The sequence below is a fragment of the Streptosporangium sp. NPDC048047 genome (genome assembly GCF_040653115.1).
In the GTDB taxonomy this organism is placed as follows: domain Bacteria; phylum Actinomycetota; class Actinomycetes; order Streptosporangiales; family Streptosporangiaceae; genus Streptosporangium.
Genome location: NZ_JBEZNH010000059.1, coordinates 1 through 20,532, shown reverse-complemented (window position 1 = coordinate 20,532; position 20,532 = coordinate 1). Strand labels below are relative to the sequence as shown.

General features: G+C 73.6%; 17 protein-coding genes. 10 read left to right on the top strand and 7 right to left on the bottom strand.

Annotation, left to right across the window (positions count from 1 at the left end):
• Positions 1-103 precede the first annotated feature (103 nt).
• Together AB0D67_RS32770 and AB0D67_RS32765 are read left to right on the top strand one after the other, a co-directional pair.
• The gene (locus AB0D67_RS32770; protein ID WP_362944624.1) at positions 104-2,197 is read left to right on the top strand and encodes a M4 family metallopeptidase; all 2,094 of its coding nucleotides are present in this window, start codon (positions 104-106) and stop codon (positions 2,195-2,197) included.
• 338 nt (positions 2,198-2,535) lie between these two features.
• Positions 2,536-4,002: an MFS transporter gene (locus tag AB0D67_RS32765; protein WP_362944622.1), complete on the top strand. Its 1,467-nt coding sequence runs from the start codon at positions 2,536-2,538 to the stop codon at positions 4,000-4,002.
• Positions 4,003-4,137: 135 nt separating this feature from the next.
• On the opposite strand, the gene katG is transcribed toward AB0D67_RS32765, so the two are convergent.
• From katG to AB0D67_RS32745, 4 genes are all read right to left on the bottom strand, one after another.
• The gene (katG, locus tag AB0D67_RS32760; RefSeq protein WP_362944620.1) at positions 4,138-6,378 is read right to left on the bottom strand and encodes a catalase/peroxidase HPI; all 2,241 of its coding nucleotides are present in this window, start codon (positions 6,376-6,378) and stop codon (positions 4,138-4,140) included.
• 15 nt (positions 6,379-6,393) lie between these two features.
• On the bottom strand, positions 6,394-6,825 hold the full coding sequence (locus AB0D67_RS32755) for a Fur family transcriptional regulator (RefSeq protein ID WP_362944618.1): 432 nt from the start codon (positions 6,823-6,825) through the stop codon (positions 6,394-6,396).
• Positions 6,826-7,121: 296 nt separating this feature from the next.
• Positions 7,122-8,069, bottom strand: coding sequence for an alpha/beta hydrolase (locus AB0D67_RS32750; protein WP_362944616.1), 948 nt, complete (start codon positions 8,067-8,069; stop codon positions 7,122-7,124).
• Positions 8,070-8,136: 67 nt separating this feature from the next.
• A complete protein-coding gene (locus AB0D67_RS32745) occupies positions 8,137-8,793 on the bottom strand; it encodes a class I SAM-dependent methyltransferase (protein WP_362944614.1) in 657 nt (218 codons plus the stop codon).
• Between the two features lie 298 nt (positions 8,794-9,091).
• On the opposite strand from AB0D67_RS32745, the gene AB0D67_RS32740 reads away from it, so the two are divergent.
• From AB0D67_RS32740 to AB0D67_RS32720, 5 genes are all read left to right on the top strand, one after another.
• Positions 9,092-10,015: an NADP-dependent oxidoreductase gene (locus AB0D67_RS32740; protein WP_362944612.1), complete on the top strand. Its 924-nt coding sequence runs from the start codon at positions 9,092-9,094 to the stop codon at positions 10,013-10,015.
• Positions 10,016-10,224: 209 nt separating this feature from the next.
• Positions 10,225-10,719 carry a cupin domain-containing protein gene (locus AB0D67_RS32735; RefSeq protein ID WP_362944610.1) on the top strand — a complete coding sequence of 165 codons (495 nt, stop codon included), beginning with the start codon at positions 10,225-10,227 and terminating at the stop codon, positions 10,717-10,719.
• Between the two features lie 113 nt (positions 10,720-10,832).
• Complete coding sequence (locus AB0D67_RS32730) at positions 10,833-11,423, top strand: HD domain-containing protein (protein WP_362944608.1); 591 nt, start codon at positions 10,833-10,835, stop codon at positions 11,421-11,423.
• A 189-nt stretch (positions 11,424-11,612) separates the two neighbouring features.
• Positions 11,613-12,080 carry a hypothetical protein gene (locus AB0D67_RS32725; RefSeq protein WP_362944606.1) on the top strand — a complete coding sequence of 156 codons (468 nt, stop codon included), beginning with the start codon at positions 11,613-11,615 and terminating at the stop codon, positions 12,078-12,080.
• A gap of 242 nt (positions 12,081-12,322) precedes the next feature.
• On the top strand, positions 12,323-14,773 hold the full coding sequence (locus AB0D67_RS32720) for a polysaccharide lyase 8 family protein (RefSeq protein ID WP_362944604.1): 2,451 nt from the start codon (positions 12,323-12,325) through the stop codon (positions 14,771-14,773).
• Positions 14,774-14,824: 51 nt separating this feature from the next.
• Here the strand turns inward: AB0D67_RS32720 and AB0D67_RS32715 are convergent, their stop codons facing one another.
• The gene (locus AB0D67_RS32715; protein WP_362944602.1) at positions 14,825-15,274 is read right to left on the bottom strand and encodes a hypothetical protein; all 450 of its coding nucleotides are present in this window, start codon (positions 15,272-15,274) and stop codon (positions 14,825-14,827) included.
• 95 nt (positions 15,275-15,369) lie between these two features.
• On the opposite strand from AB0D67_RS32715, the gene AB0D67_RS32710 reads away from it, so the two are divergent.
• Positions 15,370-16,338, top strand: coding sequence for a WYL domain-containing protein (locus AB0D67_RS32710; RefSeq protein WP_362944600.1), 969 nt, complete (start codon positions 15,370-15,372; stop codon positions 16,336-16,338).
• Between the two features lie 169 nt (positions 16,339-16,507).
• Here AB0D67_RS32710 and AB0D67_RS32705 read toward each other — a convergent pair whose 3' ends face one another.
• Together AB0D67_RS32705 and AB0D67_RS32700 are read right to left on the bottom strand one after the other, a co-directional pair.
• The gene (locus tag AB0D67_RS32705; RefSeq protein ID WP_362944598.1) at positions 16,508-16,891 is read right to left on the bottom strand and encodes a VOC family protein; all 384 of its coding nucleotides are present in this window, start codon (positions 16,889-16,891) and stop codon (positions 16,508-16,510) included.
• A 158-nt stretch (positions 16,892-17,049) separates the two neighbouring features.
• Positions 17,050-18,210, bottom strand: coding sequence for a saccharopine dehydrogenase NADP-binding domain-containing protein (locus AB0D67_RS32700; RefSeq protein WP_362944596.1), 1,161 nt, complete (start codon positions 18,208-18,210; stop codon positions 17,050-17,052).
• A 396-nt stretch (positions 18,211-18,606) separates the two neighbouring features.
• On the opposite strand from AB0D67_RS32700, the gene AB0D67_RS32695 reads away from it, so the two are divergent.
• Positions 18,607-19,089, top strand: a complete 483-nt coding sequence (locus AB0D67_RS32695) for a cation:proton antiporter regulatory subunit (RefSeq protein WP_362944594.1) — start codon at positions 18,607-18,609, stop codon at positions 19,087-19,089.
• 8 nt (positions 19,090-19,097) lie between these two features.
• Positions 19,098-20,258 carry a cation:proton antiporter gene (locus AB0D67_RS32690; RefSeq protein ID WP_362944592.1) on the top strand — a complete coding sequence of 387 codons (1,161 nt, stop codon included), beginning with the start codon at positions 19,098-19,100 and terminating at the stop codon, positions 20,256-20,258.
• Positions 20,259-20,532: the final 274 nt, after the last annotated feature.

Here is a 20,532-nt window from a genome sequence, read left to right as displayed (position 1 = left end):
GGAACGCCTCCCGGCGGGCTCCCTCACGGGGTCCGCCACCGGGCGTCCCGGGCTCCTCGCGTCCCTCCACCCCCCAGGGGAAACCGAGAAGGAGTCACCCCGCGTGAATTCCAAGGCCAGACTGGGCGCGGTCGCCGTACTGGCGGCCGCCGCCATGACCACGGGCCCGGCGGCGCACGCCGCGGCCCCAGCCTCCCCCGCCACCGCGGCGCAGGCGGTCCCCGCCGCCCGCACCGCGCCCGCCGACCCTCCGGCGTTCGCGCCGCCCGGCCCCGAGGCGCGCAGGCGCGCGGCCGCCAGCGCCGCGGACGCCCTCGCCGCCAGGTCCGGCGCGCTGTTCAAGAGCCCCGACGACGCCTTCACCCTGTCCAGGACCGTCAGCGGGACCCGCGGCCTGCAGTACCTCACCTACGCTCGCACCCACCGCGGCCTGCCGGTCTACGGCGGCGACGTGATCGTCGCCACCGACGGCACGGGAGAGCGGGTCGGGTCCGTGGTCTCCGGGCAGCGGACCGAGATCAAGGTGGACGTGACGAGCAAGGTCGGCGCCGACGCCGCGGCCGCCACCGCCCGCGGCCTGATGTCGTCCGTGGAGGGCACGGACACGCCCCGGCTCGTCGTCCACGCCGCCGGGCCGCGCCCCCGCACGGCGTGGGAGGTCGTGGTCACCGGCGCCACCGCGGACGGCGTCCCGAGCGTGCTGCACGTCTTCGTGGACGCCAGGGACGGCTCGGTCGTCGAATCCTACGACGACGTGCGCGCCGGCACCGGCAACGGCTTCTACAACGGCAACCCGGTGACCCTCCAGACCTCCGGCTCCGGCGGCTCCTACTCGATGACCGACGGCACCCGGCCGGGCCTGCGCTGCGGCGGGCAGAACGGCTCCGCCTACACCGGCCCCGACGACTCCTGGGGCAACGGGCGCGGCACCGACCTGGAGACCGCCTGCGTGGACGCGCTGTACGCCGCCCAGCGGGAGTGGGACATGCTGCGCTCCTGGCTGGGCCGCAACGGGTTCAACGGCTCGGGCGGCGCGTTCCCGGCCCGGGTCGGGCTGACCGACGTCAACGCCTACTGGAACGGCTCCTACACCAACTTCGGGCGCAACCAGGCCGGCACCCAGCAGGCCACGCCGATGGACGTGGTGGCCCACGAGTTCGGCCACGCGATCTTCCAGTTCTCCGGGTCCGGCGGCGCGGGCAGCGGCAACGAGGCCGGCGGCCTGAACGAGTCGACCGGCGACATCTTCGGCGCGCTGACCGAGCACTTCGCCGCCAACTCCGCCGACCCGCCGGACTACACGGTCGGCGAGGAGGTCAACCTCGTCGGCAACGGCCCGATCCGCAACATGTACAACCCGGGCGCGCTGGGTGACCCGAACTGCTACAGCTCGTCCATCCCGAACACCGAGGTGCACGCGGCGGCCGGCCCGCAGAACCACTGGTTCTACCTGCTCGCCGAGGGCACGAACCCGCCGGGCAAGCCGTCCAGCCCCGTCTGCTCCGGGCCGTCCGCCCTGACCGGCATCGGCGTCCAGAAGGCCGGGCAGATCTTCATGGCCGGGCTGAACAGCAAGACCGTCCCGTGGACGCACGCCAAGGCCCGCGCCGCCACCGTGGCCGCGGCCCGGCAGCTCTTCCCCGGCGGCTGCGCCGAGGTCGACGCGGTCAAGGCCGCCTGGTCCGCGGTCAACGTCCCGGTGCAGAGCGGTGAGCCGTCCTGCACCTCCAACCCGCCCGGGAACGACTTCTCGGTCACGGTGAACCCGTCCTCGGTGACGGTGCAGCCCGGCGGCTCGGCGACCGCGACGCTGTCCACCCAGGTCACCTCCGGGAGCGCGCAGAACGTCACGTTGAGCGCCTCGGGCCTGCCCTCCGGGGCGACCGCGTCCTTCAGCCCCGCCTCCATCAGCTCCGGCCAGTCCACCACCGTCACGGTCGCCACCTCGGCGGCCACCCTGGCGGGGACGTACACGGTCACCCTCACCGCCGACGGGGCGAACGCCGACCACACGGCGCGCCTCACCCTCACCGTCGGCGGCGACGGCCAGGGTGGCGGCACCTGGGCGCCCTGGACCTCCTACGCCGTGGGCGACACGGTGACCTACGACGGCGTCACCTACCGGTGCCTGCAGGGGCACACCTCGGTGCCCGGCTGGGAGCCGCCGAACGTCCCGGCGCTGTGGCAGCGGACCTGACCGGCTGACGGCTCCGCGACCCGGTACGGCGGGCGGCCCCACGGCCGCCCGCCGTACCCGTCTCTCCTCTCCCCCACCCGTGGATCTCCCCCGTCTCTTCCCCGCCCGTGGATCTCCCCCGTCCGCGGATCCTCCGCCTCGGTCCGTACGGTCGGTATGGTGACGGTCGATATGGTGAATGACCTGACGAAAAGGGGTAGGTACGCGCTCCTGGACAGCGGAAAAGCGCTCCCCGACGGAGAGAACGAGGCGGTAACGATGACTCCCACCCCGCGGCGGACGCCGCTCGGAACCCGGCACGGCGCTGGACGGACCGGCACCCGCCGGCTTCCGGTCCTGTGAGCGCCGGGGCCCGGCAGAGAGGCACCTCGACCGCGCAGGACGACCAGGCGGCCGACCCGCGCCGCTGGAAGGCGCTGATCGTCTGTCTGGTGGCGGGTTTCATGACGCTGCTGGACGTCAGCATCGTCAACGTCGCCCTGCCCGCCATCCGCACCGGTCTCGAAGCCCCGCAGAGCGACCTGCAGTGGGTGGTCTCCGGCTACGCGCTGACCTTCGGGCTGATCCTGGTGCCCGCCGGGCGGTTCGGCGACATGTACGGCCGGCGCAACGCCTTCGCCTTCGGCGTCGCCCTGTTCACCCTGGCCAGCGCCGCCGCGGGCATCGCGCAGAACTCGACCTGGCTGGTCGTCGCCCGCCTCATCCAGGGACTCGCGGGCGGGCTGATCAATCCGCAGGTCAGCGGGCTCATCCAGCAGCTCTTCCGGGGCGCCGAGCGGGGCAGGGCGTTCGGGCTGCTGGGCGCCACCATCGGCATCTCGACGGCGATCGGCCCGATGCTCGGCGGAGTGATCATCCGCCTCGGCGGCGAGCAGGACGGCTGGCGCTACGTCTTCGACGTCAACGTGCCGATCGGCGTCCTCGCCATCGTCCTGGCCTACCGCTACATCCCCAAACCGGCGGAGAAACGGCCGCGCAAGAGCATGGACCCGGTCGGCGTGCTGCTGCTGGGCATCGGCGTGGTGCTGATCCTGCTGCCGCTGGTGGAGGGCCAGGAGTGGCAGGGCGCGGTGAAGTGGGTGCTGCCGGCCGCCGGGATCGCGGTGATCGGCGCCTTCGTGGCCTGGGAGCGCCGGTACGCCCGGCGCGGTGAGCCGGTCGTCGACCTGGCGCTGTTCCGCAGGCGCTCCTACGGCCTCGGCTCCCTGATCGCGGCGCTCTACTTCGCGGGCTTCACCGCGATCTTCTTCATCCTGACCATCTACCTGCAGGAGGGCCTGCACTACTCGCCGCTGGCGGCGGGCCTGGCCAGCACGCCGTTCGCGGCGGGGTCGGCCGCGGCCTCGGTGTTCGGCGGCCGGATCGTCACCCGGATCGGCCGCCCGCTGGTGGCGGTGGGCCTGACGCTGGTCGGCGTCGGCCTCGTCGCCGTGGAGATCGCCGTACGGCTGGTGCCCGGTCAGCACGTGGCCTGGGCGCTCGCGGTGCCGCTGCTGGTCGCCGGCGTGGGCAGCGGCCTGGTGATCTCCCCCAACCAGACGCTCACCCTGTCGGAGGTGCCGGTGGCCCACGCCGGGAGCGCGGGCGGCGTGCTGCAGACCGGGCAGCGCATCGGCACCGCCGTCGGCATCGCCGTGGTCGGCTCGGCCTTCTTCACCCAGGTGGCCTCCTCCCACGGCGACTACGCCACGGCGTTCCGGCACGCCCTGTACGTCACCATCGGGTTCGTGGCGGTGACGCTGGCGGTGGCCCTCTTCGACGTCCTGGCCGACCGCCGCGCTCCCGAGGGGCGCCCCTCCCCCTGACCTCACGGCGAGGCACGAAGGAGGGTCCGACGAGCCGGCTTCCACGGCCGATGCCGGGCGATCGGGACGTGGCGCTGGACCACGACGTGGAAAAGGCCGCTCTCCGGAGATCGGAGAGCGGCCTTTTCCCGCGGTTCAGGCGAGGTCGAAGCGGTCGAGTTCCATCACCTTGGTCCAGGCCGCGACGAAGTCGGTCACGAACCTCTCCCGGGCATCCTGGGAGGCGTAGACCTCCGCGAGGGCTCGTAGCTGGGAGTTGGAGCCGAAGACGAGGTCGACCGCGGTGGCGGTCCACTTCACCGCATCGGTGGTCACATCACGGATCTCGTACACGTTCTCCTCGGACTCCGAGACCTTCCACCGGGTGCCCGGAGAGAGCAGGTTGGCGAAGAAGTCGTTGGTGAGCACGCCGGGCCGGTCAGTGAGAACTCCGTGCCGGGTGCCCCCGAAGTTGGTGCCGAGGGAGCGCAGGCCGCCGATGAGGACGGTCATCTCCGGCGGAGTGAGGTTGAGCATGTAAGCACGGTCGACCAGGAGCACCTCCGGAGGGGTCTTCTCGCCGGAACGCACGTAGTTGCGGAACCCGTCGGCGCGCGGTTCGAGGACGCGGAAGGACTCGACGTCGGTCTGCTCCTGGGCGGCGTCGGTGCGGCCTGGGCGGAACGGCACCGTCACCGGTACGCCCGCCTCACGGGCGGCCTTCTCGACGGCGGCCGAGCCGGCCAGCACGATCAGGTCGGCGAGCGAGATCTTCGCGCCGCCGCCCTGGTTGAATTCACGCTGGATGCCCTCAAGGCGGTCCAGGACCGTCGCGAGCTGCCGGGGCTGATTGACCTCCCAGCTCCGCTGCGGCTCCAGACGGATCCTGGCGCCGTTGGCGCCGCCACGCTTGTCGGTGGCGCGGAAGCTGGCGGCGGAGGCCCAGGCGGTGGAGACCAGTTGGGCGGTGGTGAGGCCGGACTCCAGGATCTTCGCCTTCAGCGAGGCGACGTCGCCGTCACTGACGAGTTCGTGGTCGACGGCCGGAACGGGGTCCTGCCACAGCTGGGGCTCGGGGACCCAGGGGCCGAGGAAGCGGCTGACCGGGCCCATGTCACGGTGCAGCAGCTTGTACCAGGCCTTGGCGAAGGCCTGGGCGAACTCGTCGGGGTTCTCCAGGAAGCGGCGGGAGATCTTCTGGTACTCCGGGTCGACGCGCAGCGACAGGTCGGTGGTGAGCATCGTCGGCCTGTGCTTCTTCGCCGGGTCGAACGGGTCCGGGATGATCTCCTCGGCGTCCTTCGCGACCCACTGCTTCGCGCCGCCGGGACTCGTGGTGAGTTCCCACTCGTGACCGAAGAGGATCTCGAAGAAACGGTTGCTCCACTGCGTCGGCCGGTCGGTCCACGTCACCTCGAGACCGCTCGTGATCGTGTCGGCGCCCTTGCCGGTGCCGTACGTGCTCAGCCAGCCGAGCCCTTGCGCCTCCAGCGACGCGGCCTCGGGCTCCGGACCCACGTGGTCGTCCGCGATGCCCGCACCATGGGTCTTGCCGAAGGTGTGGCCACCGGCGATGAGGGCGACCGTCTCCTCGTCGTTCATCGCCATCCGTGCGAAGGTCTCACGGATGAAATGTGCCGCCGCGACCGGGTCCGCGTTGCCGCGAGGGCCCTCCGGGTTGACGTAGATGAGCCCCATCTCGGTCGCGCCGACGTCGGGTGTCATCGTCTTGTCGTCGGTGTAGCGTTCGTCGCCGAGCCAGGCGTCCTCAGGACCCCAGAAGATCTCCTCTGGCTCCCAGATGTCCTCGCGGCCGAAACCGAAGCCGAAGGTCTTGAACCCCATCGACTCCAGGGCGACGTTGCCGGCCAGGACGAGCAGGTCGGCCCAGGAGATCTGCTGACCGTACTTCTGCTTGACCGGCCACAACAGGCGGCGGGCCTTGTCGAGGTTGGCGTTGTCCGGCCAGCTGTTGAGCGGGGCGAACCGCTGGGAGCCGTCACCCGCCCCGCCGCGACCGTCATGGATACGGTAGGTGCCCGCCGCGTGCCAGCTCATCCGGATCATCAGGCCGCCGTAGTGGCCGAAGTCGGCCGGCCACCAGTCCTGCGAGGTGGTGAGCACCTCGGTGATGTCGCGTTTGAGGGCTTCGACGTCGAGCTTCCCGAACTCCCTGGCGTAGGAGAAGTCCGCTCCCAGCGGGTTGCTCTTGGACGAGTGCGCGCGCAGCATCGACAGGTCGAGCTGGTTCGGCCACCAGTCCCGGCTCGTGCGCGGACGACCTCCCGTCTTCGGAGCCGGCGAGTCGATCGCCGGGTTCTCGCTCTCACTGCCGTGCGCGGTCACGGAGTCGTGCGCGACCGGGCAGCCGCCCTGCGTGCCGTCGTTCTCGGTCATGGGAATCCTTTCGGATCAGCTGGCGGTGGAACAGGCGGGGCACTCGCCCCAGTAAATGACCTCGGCCTCGACGATCGAGAAGCCATGGTCGTCGGATGCGGTCAGACAGGGCGCCTCTCCGACCGCGCAGTCGACGTCGGCGACTACACCGCACGATCGGCAGACGATGTGGTGGTGGTTGTCGCCGACCCGCCCCTCGTACAGGGCCGGGCTGCCTGGCGGTTCGATGCGGCGGGTGAGCCCGGCGGCGGTGAGCGCGTGCAGGGCTTCGTACACGGCTTGAAGCGAGATGTGGCCGACCCGCGCACGCACTCCTGAGGCGATCGCCTCGACATCGAGGTGATCGCCGTCACGGACCGTCTCGAGTAGCGCGACACGAGCGGCCGTCACCCGCAGGCCGACGCCACGCAGCTCCTCTGCGGTGGTCAGGGGCTGAGATGCGGTCATAGTCGCAACCTACCTCGACACACACGAATTATTCAAAGTTACGAGTGATACAGGTCTGGTGTGCGACCGTGACATCCTCGCCCGGGTCCGGACATCGTGAAGTGCCAGAGCACCTTTCCGCCCGCCGTCTGCGGCCCGGTGTCGTTCGTCGGTCGTCTCCCGAGGTCGGTTCGCGTCTCACAGCCGGTGCGCCATGCTAGATCGCCGGACTGACATTTCCCGGGGACCTCACCCCACCTCTACCTCTCGGTCGGGGCGGCGACCCGCCGCCGGCCGCCCCGGCGGTCCCGGTCAGGTCACGGCGTGGGAGTCATGGGCGTGTGCTGCCCGATCCATCGGGCCAGGATGGTGAGGTAGCAGGACGCCAGGAGACCCTCGCCGTCCGTCTGGACGCGGTGGTCGGCTCCGGGGAACACCTCCACGGTCAGCCGCGCCCGGGGATGACGGTCCAGGCGGCACGCCGCGTCGCCGAACAGGCGGACGCTCTCGGCGACGGGGACCAGCTCGTCGGCGCCACCGAAGATCGCCAGATGCGGGCAGCGCAGGCGCTCCGCGTCCGGGACGGGGTCGTGGTCCTGCTTCCGCCTGAGGAACCTCCAGAGGCGCTCGTCCACCTCGGCCCAGTAGGAGGCGAACGCGGGGGACGGCCCGGCCGAGCCGACGAGTCCCGCCGCCGTGGCGAAGTCCGCGCCGGCCCGGCCCGCTTCGACGAGGTGGTCGTACAGGGCCAGGGTCCGGCCGGTGTCCCGCGCGTCCGCTCCCGCCCGCCGCAGGGCGCCGGTCAGGGCGTGGCGCTCCTGGACCGCGGGGGTGGTGGCGGGGCAGCTGTTGGTGATCACCCAGGGCAGGTCGTCCCGGACCGCGGCGGCGCGCAGGACGACCCAGCCGCCCTCGCTGTGACCGAACAGCCCCACCGCGCCGGCGCGTACGCCGGGCGTCGCGCGCAGGAAGTCCAGCGCGGCGGCCGCGTCGGCGGCCAGGTCCCCGATGGTCGCGTCGCGCCACTCGCCGGACGATCCGCCGACGCCGCGTTTGTCGTAGGACAGCACCGCGATGCCGGTGTCGGCCAGGTGCCGCCGGATCGGGGGGAAGTAGACGTCGTTGTCCCGGTCCGACGGCCCGGACCCGCCGACCATGACCACACCCGCCGCCTCCCCGCCCCGTTCGGGGACCGTCAGCGAACCGGCCAGCGTCACCTCCCCGCTCGGGAAGGCGACGTCATACGGGCGCGGACCGGTCGGCATGGGAGCAGCCTATTGATCGGAGCCCGCTTCCGCGCAGGCCCCGCCCGGCGGCGGCCGGGCCCACGACCTAGATCCGCCTGATCGTCGCGAGCCATGCCGGCGCGCCGTCGTCGTGGTACCTCGTCTGGATCCGGTCCGGCTCGACGGCGACGACGTCCCATCCGCCGCCGGGCTCGAACGCCGCCTCCAGCTCCTCCCGGCCGACGGGGTGCGGGCCGGCGCCGGGGCCGTCGCCGAAGCAGAGCACGTACAGGGTGCCGCCGTGCCCGGTCACCGACGCCAGGCTCGCCGCGTACCCGGGTCGCTCGGCGGCGTCGAAGGTGTGGAACAGACCGCAGTCCAGCACCGTGTCGAACCTGCGTCCCAGACGCTCCAGCCGGAAGGCGTCGGCCGTGGCGAACTCGGCGTCGATCCCGCGGTCCGCCGCCCTCTCCCGGGCGATCGCCAGTGCCGTCTCCGCCACGTCGACGCCCAGGACCGGCAGTCCCAGGGCGGCGACGTGCAGGGCGTTCTCACCGGTCCCGCAGCCCACGTCGAGCACCGTTCCGGCGAATCCGCCCTCGGCCGCCAGGCGCACCACGGCCGGCTGCGGCCGTTCGATGTCCCAGGGCGCGGGGCCGTCGTGGTACGACGCGTCCCAGGGCTGGCCGGTCATCCGTTCGTGACTGGTCGGGCTGCGGTCACCGAACGGGTCGCCGGTAATGGTCTCTGATGGTTCGGACAACTTCGTCCCCTTCCTTCGGCCGGCTCCACCGGCTCGCTGCCGGTTCCACCGGTTCTTCAGGGCGATCCCAGCGGAAGGGTCCGGGACCCGCAAGGGTTCGCGGCCGCGCGCCCGCCGGGGCCCGGCGCCACGGTCCGGGCGTCCCCCGGTCCGGCGGCCGTACCGCCGGACCGGGGGACGCCGGGGCGCGGCGGGCTTTCAGACGGATCGGTGTGTCACATCGTGTCGGGCACGCCGAGGAGGAGAACGCCTGTACGTTCGTCCTGTTCGATCTCTCCACCGTGAGCGAGGACCCGTCATGCAGGCCGTCACCGTCCGGGACCGCGCCGCCGGTCTGGCCGGGCTCTCCCTGACGGAGGAGCCGTACCCGCACGCCGCCGAGAACGACGTCGTCGTCCGGGTGCACGCCGCGGGGTTCACCCCCGGGGAGCTCGACTGGCCTGCGACGTGGTCCGACCGCGCCGGCCGCGACCGGACGCCCAGCGTGCCCGGGCACGAGGTGTCGGGCGTCGTCGCCGAGCTGGGATACGGAACGACCGGCCTGTCCGTCGGCCAGCGGGTGTTCGGGCTGACCGACTGGGCCCGCAACGGCTCGCTGGCCGAGTACGTGGCGGTGGAGGCCCGCAACCTCGCGCCGCTGCCGGCCGATGTCGGCCACACGGTGGCAGCCGCGCTGCCGGTCTCGGGACTGACCGCGTGGCAGGGACTGTTCGACCACGGCCGCCTGACCGCCGGGCGGACCGCACTGATCCACGGCGTCGCGGGCGGCGTCGGTTCCGTCGCGGCGCAGCTCGCCCGGGAGGCGGGAGCCCGGGTGATCGGCACAGGCAGGGCCGGCGACAGGGACACGGCGCGCGACCTCGGCGTGGACGTCTTCCTGGACCTGCAGGCCGATGCCCTTGAGGACGCCGGTCAGGCCGACGTGGTGTTCGACGTGATCGGCGGTGACGTCCTGGACCGCTCGGCCGCGCTGGTGCGCGCCGGCGGCACGCTCGTCACCGTCGTCTCGCCGCCCGCGGTCCGGCCCCGTGACGGGCGGGCGGTCTTCTTCGTCGTCGAGCCCGATCGTGCCCGGCTCGCGGACCTGGCGCTACGGGTCCGGGACGGACGGCTCCGCCCGATCATCGGAGCCGTGCGGACGCTCGCCGAGGCGCCCTCCGCGTTCGCGCCCGTCCACCGCACCCCCGGCAGGACGATCATCCGGGTCACCGAAGGTGATTGACCGGCGGGGCCGTACGGGCTCGGCCGCTTTTGGGCGGACCATCACCAAGGCTTTGAATCCACCCGTGGTTGACCTTCGGAACGTCTGGACAGGGTAACCGTCACTTCTCCGGACCGGCCCCCGGACCGCGCCGGCCGCGTGGGGCGGAGTCCGGGACGCCTCGCGATCACCCGGCGTGCCCGAAAGGCCCCGGTGGAACAGGAGAGGTCATGATCCGAGTACGGTTCGCCGGCGGTCTTCTGGCCGTCGGCGCGGTGGCCGCGTCCGTCGCGTGCGCGCCCACGGCGGAGCGCGTGACGGGCCGGGTGCCCGTGGCGGAGCCTGTGACCGGCAGGACGCCCGTGGCCGCCGTGGTCTCGCAGCCGCCGTCCGAGACGCTGTCGCCTCTGTTGGAGCAGGCGCTTCCCAACGTCGAGGGCAAGACGTTCACTTCGGCGATCGTGAGCTTCCCGCCCGCCGCACGCGCGGCGCCGCATCGCCACGGCGACGCCTTCGTCTACGCCTACGTGATCGAGGGCACCGTGCGCAGCAGGCTCGGCGGCGAGCCGGCACGCACGTATCACGCGGGCGAGAACTGGGTCGAGCAGCCGGGCGCCCACCATCTGCTCACGGAGAACACCAGCCGGACGCGACCGGCGAAGCTGCTGGTCGTCTTCGTCTCCGACACGGGAGACAGGCTCAAGGTCGACGATCCGCCGAGGTAGGGTCGTCCGCCGGGCGCGGCGGCGCGGGCTCGGCCCCCGCGTCGGGTACCGTCCCCGGCGTGGATACGGCGTCCGACGCCGAGGGCCCGACGGCCCGATGAGAAGGTGGACCCATGTTTCCGGAGACTCCCGCCGCCGCGGCGGCCCTGTCGGTGGCCACCCGCTTCTGCTCGCCCGCGCTGCTCAACCACTCCGTCCGCTCCTACCTGTGGGGGGCGATGTACGGCGCGGCGCACGGGATCGCCTTCGACGACGAGCTCTACTACGTTTCGGCGCTGCTCCACGACATCGGGCTGACCGAGGCCTTCGACAGCCACAGACTGCCGTTCGAGGAGGCGGGAGGGCAGCTGGCCTGGGTCTTCGGTGTGGCGGCCGGCTGGCCGGCGGAGCGGGCCGGCAGGGCCGCCGAGATCATCGTCCTGCACATGCGCGACGACGTGGCCCCGTCGGCCGACCCCGAGTCCCACCTGCTCCAGGTCGCCACGAGCTGGGACGTGTCCGGGCGGCGGCCGGAGGAGTTCCCCGCGGACGCCAGGGCGGAGACGCTCGCCCGCCATCCCCGGCTGGGATTCGGCGCGGAGTTCCTGGCGTGCTTCGAGGACCAGGCGAGGCGCAAGCCGGACAGCGCCGCCGCCGAGTCGGTCAGGAACGACGTCGCCGGGCGGATCGCCGCCAATCCGCTCGAAGGCCGCCCATCCGCCTGAGTTCCCCGATTCGGCACGGTCTGCGTGCCGCGGCGACGGCCCGCCGGGATCGCGGGCGATCCCTTTGGTCCCGGCTCCGTGTGGGCCGTCGTGGCGTTGCACCGCCTCACATCAGTGACTCTTAGTCACTTTACTGTTACATTGCGTGGCGAACGGCCGTGGACGCGGCCCGACAGCCCCGGAGCTGCCATGCGACGCACCATCACCACCAGGATCGGAGCCCTCGCGGCGATCGCGATGCTCGCCCTCGCCCAGCCCGCCGTGGCGGAGCAGGCCGACACCGTGAGCCCGCGCGCCGACGATGGCGACGCCTACTTCGAGTTCGACTACCCGCCGGCCCCCGACACGTTCATTTTCAAGCTCAGCGACCCCGCCAAGATCAAGGAGGCCCGGGACATCCTGAGCGGCGCGCAGCAGGACCGCACCCACGTCCTGAGCAGGATCGTCAAGCGTCCCGCGCCCTACAACCCGGGCTGGAGCTTCACCCTCGACCCGGCCGCGACCTCGTTCTTCCAGGCCGCGATCGAGGTGTGCGACGCCTCGCCACGGTACGTCGAGGACCACCTCGACGAGGCGGGCGGCGCGTTCCTGCCCGGCGGCTACTGGTGCCCGTGGAGATCGCGCCTGCTGAGAGAGGTTCACACGCCCACGGGCTGACCTCCCGGAAGGCCCCGGCGCGGTGTCGTCCGGGCGCCGCGACGCCGCCCCGTGCCCGCCCGGCCCTCCCGCCGGGCGGGCACGGCCGTCCCCGGCACCGGACCGTCCACGCCGTCGGCGCCGGACCGGCTGCACCGCCGGCGCCGGGCCGGAACGACCGTCTCATCACCGGCGCCGGACCGGCACGGCCGTCTCCGCGCCGTTCCGGTCACGCGGCGGGCTTCACGCGTGATAATCCCGACATGACCGGCATGATCGGATACTCCCGGAGGTCACTGCTCCGCCTCGGCGGGACCGTCGCGGCCGGGGCGCTGGTCCTGCCCCCGGCCGAACACCCGTGGACCGAACGCCGGACCGAGCGCCCGGCCGGAACCCGGGACGACGCGCGGCCGGGAGATCCGGGCCCGGAAGGCGACCCCTTCGCCGCACTGCGCCGCGCCTGGCGGGATGTCACGGCGGGGTCGGGGTTCGACGCGGAGGCCGAGCCGTACCGCAGCCGGCTGGCTGAGCTGGGCGCGGCGGCGGCGCGGCACCGGGACTCCATGCGCCCCGGCGCGTCGTCGCTCTGGCCCGGCCTGCCGTTCCCCTCCTTCACCGCCACCCCGGCCCGGCTGCGGGCCATGGCCCGCGCGTACGCGCTGCCCGGGACCGGCCTGACCGGAGACGCGGGCCTCGCCGGGGCCGTCGCCGACGGCGTGGACCACTACCGGCGACGGGTGTACGCGGCGGGCGCCGAGGCGACCGGCAACTGGTGGCACTGGCGGATCGGCGTCCCGCGGGCGCTCCTCGACGCGGCGCTGCTCACAGACCCCCACCTGGGGCGGCAGCGGGCCGCGGCGCTGCTCGCGGCGGTGGACCACTTCGCGCCCGAGTCCGTCCTGGACGACTACGACGGGACGAGCACCGGGGCGAACCGGGTCGACCTGTGCACGGTGCGGCTGCTGCGCGCCGTCCTCGCCGCCGACCCGGGCGGGACCGCGCGGGCCGTCGCGGCGCTGTCGCCGGTCTTCCCCCACGTCACCGAGGGCGACGGGTTCCACCGCGACGGCTCGTTCATCCAGCACACCTGGGTCCCCTACCAGGGCACCTACGGGGCGTCGCTGCTGTCGGGGCTCGCGGCCCTGTTCGCGGTGCTGCGCGGTTCACCGTGGGAGGTCACCGACCCGGCCCGGCAGGTCGTCCTCGACGCGGTGGAGAGGTCGTTCGCGCCGTTCGTCCACGACGGCCTCTGCATGGACCTCGTCAGCGGGCGCGCCGTCGGCCGCGGGCCGTACGGTGACCACGCCCGGGGGCGCGCGATCGCCGCGGCGATCCTGCTGCTGGGCGAGACGGCCTCCCCCGCCGAACGGGCCCGCTGGCGGAGCCTGGTCAAGGGGTGGGCGCTGCGTGACACCGTCCGGCCCATGCGGCGGGCGGCCGAACGCGAGGACCTGGGCTTCCACGCCCGGCTCGCCTCGCTCCTCGACGACGACGGGGTCCCCGCCGCCGCCGAGCCCGCCGGGCACCGGCTGTTCCCGGCGAGCGCCCGCGCCGTCCACCGGGGCCGGGGCTGGTGCGCGGGGCTCAGCATGGCCTCGGACCGGATCGGCCACTACGAGCACGGCAACGGCGAGAACCTCCGCGGCTGGCACACCGGCTCCGGGATGCTCTACTGGTGGGCCGAGGGCCACGGCGACCAGTACTCCGACTCCTTCTGGGACACCGTGGACCCCTGCCGCCTGCCCGGCACGACGGTCTCCACCCGGCGGCCGGCCGACGGCGCGGGCGCGGCGTGGGGCGACACCCGCCCGCCGGTCCGCTGGGCGGGCGGCGCGACCGACGGCCGGTACGCGGCGGCCGGCCAGCACCTGACCGGCCTGGAGAGCACGATGGAGGCGTTCAAGTCGTGGTTCTTCCTCGACGACGCCGTGGTCTGCCTGGGCGCCGGGATCGGCTGCTCGGACGGCGTTCCGGTGGAGACCGTCGTGGACAACCGCCGGACCGCCGCACGCCTCACCGTGGACCGTACGGCGGGCTGGGCCCACCTCGAGGGGCACGGCGGCTACGTGCTGCCCTGCGCCCGGCTGCGCACGCTCCGCGAGGAGCGCACGGCCGTCCCGGGGCGGCCGCCGGCCGGACGCGCGGCGACCCCCGCGGACGGAGGGCCCTCGGCGGCGGCCGTCCCGGAACGGCCGGCCGCCGGACGCGCGGCCGGAGGCGCCGCAGCCGGAGTCGCGGTGACCAGGAGCTACGTGACGCTCTGGCTGGACCACGGCGTCGATCCCGTCTCGGCCGGCTACCTCTATCTGCTGATGCCGGGGGCGAGCCGGGCCGTGACGCGGGCCCGCGCCGCCGATCCCGGCTGGGTGCGCGTGCTCGCCAACGACCGCCGCCGGCAGGGCGTCCACGTGCCGTCGCTGGGCCTCACCGCCGTCACCTTCTGGAACGGCGGGACCGCGGGGCCGCTGACCGCCTCGGCCCCGTGCTCGGTGCTCGTCAGGGAACGCGGCGACGGCACGGCGACGCTGACCGTCTCCGACCCCCGGCGCGACCTGGAGGAGCTGACCGTGACCTGGGAACGGCCGGTGGCGGCGGTGCCGGTCGGCCACCCGCTGCTGACCGCCGCGGCGACCGGGCGGAGGCTCGTCCTCACCTGGGGCCGGCTGGCCGGCCGGGAGGGCGCCTCGCACACGGTCACCGTACGGCTCGGCTGACGTCCTCACCGCGGCGGGGACGCCCGGGGCGGCCCCGGGCGCCGCGGGAGGTCAGCGGCGGGTGAACACCATGGTCCAGTTGGTCAGCCAGGTCTTCTCCCCGTCCACGGAGAACGCCTGCTCCCAGCGGGCGGAGTCCCCGGTGATGTCCGACCAGATGAAACGCGCCCGGATGGGCGTGCCCTCGTAGGTGTCGTCGCCGTAGAACTCGCCCCGGCCGCCGGAGAAGCGGCCGACGACCGGGGGGAAGAGCGTGCCGGTGCGCTTGCTCGCCCAGTACAGCGACCACTGCCCGGTCGCGGGGTCGTACAGCCGCAGGGTCAGCCCGGCGGAGCCCTGATCCGGGAACTCGATCTCGTCGAAGTTCGCTCCGCCGTCGAAGTGCCGGGAGGCGTGGCTGACCGCCGGGAACTCCTCCCACTCGCTCGCCGCGTCGAGGAAGTCCGTGCGCCGCCGGTTGGCGACGTCCCAGGTGCCGATGAGGAAGTCGAAGTCGTTCACGAACGGTCTCCTGTGGTGTCTTCGGGAAGGGGGCGTCGAGGTCTCCGCCCCGGTACCGCTGGACCATAGGGCCGCTCCCCTGACATCTTGTGGCAGTGAAGTCGAGCCGCCTTCTTTCGATCATCCTGCTGCTCCAGGCCCGGGGCCGGATGACCGCCGCCCAGCTCGCCGGGGAGCTGGAGGTGTCGGTGCGCACCGTCTACCGCGACGTGGAGGCGCTGCACGCGGCGGGCGTGCCGCTCTACGGGGACGCCGGGCACTCGGGCGGATACCGGCTGCTGGCCGGCTACCGCCTCCGCCTCACCGGGCTCAACGCCGCCGAGGCGGAGGCGCTGTTCCTGGCCGGCGTCCCCGGGCCCGCCGCCCAGCTCGGGCTCGGACAGGACCTCGCGGCCGCGCAGCTCAAGTTGCGCGCGGCCCTGCCGCCGGAGCTGCGCGGGCAGGCCGACCGGATGCGGGCCCGCTTCCACCTCGACGCGCCCGGCTGGTACGCCGACGACGACGATCTCCGGTTCCTGCCGCGGGTCGCGGACGCGGTGTGGCAGGGCCGGATGCTGGAGGTCCGCTACCGCCGCTGGAAGGAGCCGACCGACGTCGAGCGGCGGCTGGCGCCGTACGGCCTGGTGCTCAAGGCGGGCCGCTGGTACGTCGTCGCGGCGGCGGACCCCGGCGCGGAGCCGCGCACCTACCGGGTGGACCAGATCCTGGAGCTGACCGTGCTGGAGGAGGAGTGCTCGCCGCCCGAGGGCTTCGATCTGGCCGCCCACTGGCGGCGCCATCAGGAGGACTTCCACGCCCGCCTGCACCGGGGAGAGGCGGTCGTCCGCCTCTCCCCGCGCGGCGCGGCGGGCCTCGACGGCGCGGCGGCCCGTGCGCTGGCCGCCACCGGGGCCGCCGAGCCGGACGGCTGGATCCGCGCGACGCTGCCCATCGAGTCGCTCGACCACGCCCACCGGACGTTCCTCGCGCTCGGTGCGGACGCCGAGGTCCTGGGACCGCCCGAGCTGCGTGCCCGCCTCGCCGAGACGTCCCGCGCTCTCGCCGCCCGTTACGCCGACCATTGACCGGACGGTCCGCTCCGGGACTTCCAGGAGAGGACCGGCAGGGGCGTCGTCCGTCCCGGGCGGGCCCCACCGTCCGGCAGCCGGGCGCAGGCTCACCCTCGCCCGGGGCCGACCGGCCGGGAGGGCGCCTCACACATGGTCACCGTACGGCTCGGCCGGGCCCTGGATCTCAGAGCGGCTGGACCCGGGTGCGCAGGAGGCAGAACTCGTTGCCCTCCGGGTCTGCCAGGACGTGCCAGCTCTCGGCTCCGGTCTGGCCGACGTCGGCGGGCCTGGCGCCGAGGGCGAGCAGCCGCTCCAGTTCGGCGTCCTGGTCACGGTCGGTGGGGTTGACGTCGATGTGCAGCCGGAGCTTCCCGGGCCGCGGGTCGTCGCTGGGGCTGAAGAGGAGAGTGGGCTGCGGTCCGCCGTTGCCGGCACCGGGCGGTCCGATCTCGATGCTTCCGTCGTCGTCCCGGCCGAGTTCGGCGTAGCCGAGGACCTCGCTCCAGAACGCGGCGAGCCGCTCGGGGTCGGCGGCGTCGATGACCAATTCGGTGATGCGGCATGCCATGCCCGGCAGTGTAGGGGGAACGCGGAGACCGATCATCGTCCGCGTGCCGGAGGGCGGCGCGTCACGCGATCATGTTCCGTCCGGCCGGACGCGCCGTACGACCCCGCCCGGCCGGGCCGTACGGTCCCACCCGAAACCGTACGGCCCAGCGGGGCGGGTCAGGCGCGTGAGTCGCTCAGCACCCGGAACGTGATGCCCGCGCGGCGCAGCCGGTCGGTCAGCGCGTCGCCCATCGCCGCGGCCGGGGTGAGCTGGCCCGCCGCCTCGGGCAGGTCGTCGAAGGCCAGGCACAGGGCCGACTCGGCGAGCATCTTGGCGGTCTCGTCGTAGCCGGGGTCGCCGCCCGCGACCTCGGTGACGACGCGCTCGCCGCCGCCCCGGCCGAGGAAGGTGACCTTGAACCAGCCCTCGGCCCGCTGCTCGGGGGTGGGGCCGTCGCCCACGGCGATCCGGCCCGCCAGCCAGGAGCGGGCCGGGGGCACCTGGGCGAGCGCGGCGAGGGCCCCTGCGCCCGCGGCGAGGCCGAGCGCGGTGGGCAGCCGCCGGACGGCGACGTGGTGGCGGTAGGTGAAGTCGGGGCCGTAGCGTTCCAGCGCGCGGGCCGAGCGGGCGATGATCTGCGGGTCGAGCGTGGGCAGCGGCAGCGCCCAGCCGCCGACGTTGCGGAGCGTCCCGGCGCGGCCCCGGGCGCGGCGGTCCGCAGGGCGTTCCTCGATCCGGCGGCGGGCCAGCGCGGTCTCACTCGTACGGCGGGCGCGGGAGAGCACCAGGAGCGCGGAGGCGAGGGTGCCGCCGGACGGCCTGCCGCCGGCCCGGACGAACCCGTCCACCTCGATCGGCACGCCCTCGGGGAGCAGTCCGACGGTGAAGTAGGCGCCCAGGTCGTGCGGGACGGAGTCGAACCCGCAGGCGTGCACGAGCTTCGCGCCGGTCCGCCGCGCCCGGTCGTGGTGACGGAGGTACATCAGGTCGACGAACTCCGGTTCGCCGGTGATGTCGGCGTAGTGGGTGCCCGCCTCGGCGCAGGCGGCCACCAGGCGCTCGCCGTACAGGGTGAACGGGCCGACCGTGGTGGCGACGACCCTGGTCCGGCGGGCGACGCCGGCGAGCGAGACGGGGTCGGTGGCGTCGGCGTGCAGCAGCGGCAGTCCGGGCAGGCCGAGGCGCTCGGCGAGCGCTTCGAGCTTGGCGCGGTCGCGGCCGGCGACGGCCCAGCGGACGCCGGGACCGGCGTGGCGGGCGAGGTATTCGGCGGTGAGGCCACCGGTGAAGCCGGTGGCGCCGAGGAGCACGATGTCGTACGGGCGGTCTTCGGACATGGGATGAGACTCCCCTGTCCGGGGACTCCCATGCGACTTCCGGCCGCCCCGTCCGCGTTCCCGCACGACCCTCCCGCCGCCCCGTCCCGCGATCCACCCTCGTGCCCGTACGGCCTCGCCACCCCGTCCCCCGCCCCACCCGCGCTCCCGTACGGCCCTCCGACCGGCCCCGTCCGCGCTCCCGTACGGCCCTCCGACCGGCCCCGTCCCACGCCCCGTCCGCGCTCCCGTACGGGCCTCCGGAGGCTCCCCGCCGGGCCACGCGCTCCCGTCTCCCCGCCCTTCTCCGGCGTGTCTCTCCCGGGCGGGCCCGCAGGTTAGGCCGGGGAACGCCTCAGCCGATAGGTTCGTTGCGAAAATCAGACATTTTCCTGAACAAGCGAAGGGTTGGGAACGGTGGAGGTCGAGCAGACGGCGCTGCCCGGAATCGGTTTGCGGCATGAGTTCACCACGCGGTCGGGGCGCCGGGTCGGGGTCGTCTCCCACCGGACGGGACGCCGCGACCTGGTCATATACGACAAACACGACCCCGACCGGGCATGCGAGACCGTGAAACTCAACGACGAGGAGGCCGACGCGCTGTGCGAGCTGCTCGGCGCCCCGCGCATCGTCCAGCGTCTCAACGCCCTGCACCGTGAGGTCGAGGGCCTGGTCAGCCTCCAGCTCCCCGTCCTGGCCGGCACGCCGTACGTCGGGCGGCCCATGGGGGACGCACGGGTCCGCACCCGCACCGGCGCCTCCGTCGTGGCCGTGGTCCGCGGGGGCCAGGTCTTCGCCAGCCCCGGGCCCGAGTTCGGGCTCGCCGCCGACGACGTGATCGTCGTGGTGGGCAGCCCCGAGAGCACCTCCGCCGTCGCCGACATCCTCACCAACGGATAGGCCACCGGGTGCACGACATCGCGATCCTTTTCCTCGAACTGGGCGCCGTCCTCCTCGGACTCGGCATCCTCGGCGCGCTGGCCCTGCGCGTCGGCATCTCTCCCATCCCGCTCTACCTCCTCGCCGGACTGGCGTTCGGCCAGGGCGGCATCCTGCCCCTGGCCACCAGCGAGGAGTTCATCTCGGTCGGCGCCGAACTCGGCGTCATCCTGCTGCTGCTCACCCTCGGCCTGGAGTACAACGCCGACGAGCTCCTGACGAGCCTCAAGGGCAACGCCCCGGCCGGCCTCGTCGACCTGGTGCTCAACGCCGCGCCGGGCGCGATCTGCGCGCTGCTGCTGGGCTGGGGCCCGGTCGCGGCGCTCGCCATGGCCGGCGTGACCTACGCCACCTCATCCGGCATCACCGCCAAGGTCCTGTCGGACCTGGGGTGGATCGGTAACCGCGAGACCCCGGTGGTGCTGTCGCTGCTGGTCTTCGAGGACCTCACCATGGCGATCTACCTGCCGGTCCTCACCGCGATGCTCGCCGGGCTGACCCTCGCCGCCGGCGCGGTGACCGTGGCGATCGCCCTGGGCACGGTCAGCGTCGTCCTGCTGGTGGCGCTGCGCTTCGGCCGGTTCATCGAGTCCTTCGTCTCCAGCCCCAACTCCGAGGTGCTGATGCTGAAGGTCGTCGGACTGGCGCTGCTGGTCGCCGGGGTGGCGCAGCAGCTCCAGGTGTCGGCCGCGGTCGGCGCCTTCCTGGTCGGCATCGCGCTGTCCGGGGAGCTGGCCCACGACGCCCAGGCGTTGCTGAGCCCGCTGCGCGACCTGTTCGCCGCGGTGTTCTTCGTCTTCTTCGGGTTGCAGACCGACCCGACCAAGATGGGCCCGGTCGCGGGGCTGGCGGCGCTGCTCGCGCTGGTCAGCATGATCACCAAGTTGCTCACCGGCTTCTACGCCGCGCGGCGGGCGGGGATCGCCCGGGCCGGCCGGGCGCGGGCGGGCATCGCGCTCATCCCGCGCGGTGAGTTCAACATCGTGATCGCGGGTCTCGCGGTCTCGGCGGGGGTCCATCCGGACCTCGGCCCGCTGGCCGCGGCCTACGTGCTCATCCTCGCGGCGTTCGGCCCGCTGGCGGCCCGGCTGGTCCAGCCGCTCATCACCGCCATCGCCAACCGGGCCTGAAGGCCCGGCGGCACCGCATACGTACGGCCCGGCGCACCACGCGCCGGGCCGTACGCGCGCGTGGCCCCGGTGGTTCCAACGGGTCACGCCGTTCGCCGCGTTCCGGTTGCCGGGACGTCGTCCTTCCAGGAACCTGGTGTGCACCCCCTGTAACGCATTGATTCCGGACGGCGGCCACCATGTCGGAAGATCAGCGTCCCCACGCCGGCGGTTCCCCGGCCGCCCGGCCGGCGACCCGCGCGGGGGGCCGGGGACCCCCGGCGGTGACCCCCCG

What these genes read in the sequence shown, in the direction of transcription:
- katG (WP_362944620.1), bottom strand. Translation starts at nt 6,378, where the DNA reads ATGACCGAGAACGACGGCACGCAGGGCGGCTGCCCGGTCGCGCACGAC.
- AB0D67_RS32755 (WP_362944618.1), bottom strand. Translation starts at nt 6,825, where the DNA reads ATGACCGCATCTCAGCCCCTGACCACCGCAGAGGAGCTGCGTGGCGTC.
- AB0D67_RS32750 (WP_362944616.1), bottom strand. Translation starts at nt 8,069, where the DNA reads ATGCCGACCGGTCCGCGCCCGTATGACGTCGCCTTCCCGAGCGGGGAG.
- AB0D67_RS32740 (WP_362944612.1), top strand. Translation starts at nt 9,092, where the DNA reads ATGCAGGCCGTCACCGTCCGGGACCGCGCCGCCGGTCTGGCCGGGCTC.
- AB0D67_RS32735 (WP_362944610.1), top strand. Translation starts at nt 10,225, where the DNA reads ATGATCCGAGTACGGTTCGCCGGCGGTCTTCTGGCCGTCGGCGCGGTG.
- AB0D67_RS32730 (WP_362944608.1), top strand. Translation starts at nt 10,833, where the DNA reads ATGTTTCCGGAGACTCCCGCCGCCGCGGCGGCCCTGTCGGTGGCCACC.
- AB0D67_RS32725 (WP_362944606.1), top strand. Translation starts at nt 11,613, where the DNA reads ATGCGACGCACCATCACCACCAGGATCGGAGCCCTCGCGGCGATCGCG.
- AB0D67_RS32720 (WP_362944604.1), top strand. Translation starts at nt 12,323, where the DNA reads ATGACCGGCATGATCGGATACTCCCGGAGGTCACTGCTCCGCCTCGGC.
- AB0D67_RS32705 (WP_362944598.1), bottom strand. Translation starts at nt 16,891, where the DNA reads ATGGCATGCCGCATCACCGAATTGGTCATCGACGCCGCCGACCCCGAG.
- AB0D67_RS32700 (WP_362944596.1), bottom strand. Translation starts at nt 18,210, where the DNA reads ATGTCCGAAGACCGCCCGTACGACATCGTGCTCCTCGGCGCCACCGGC.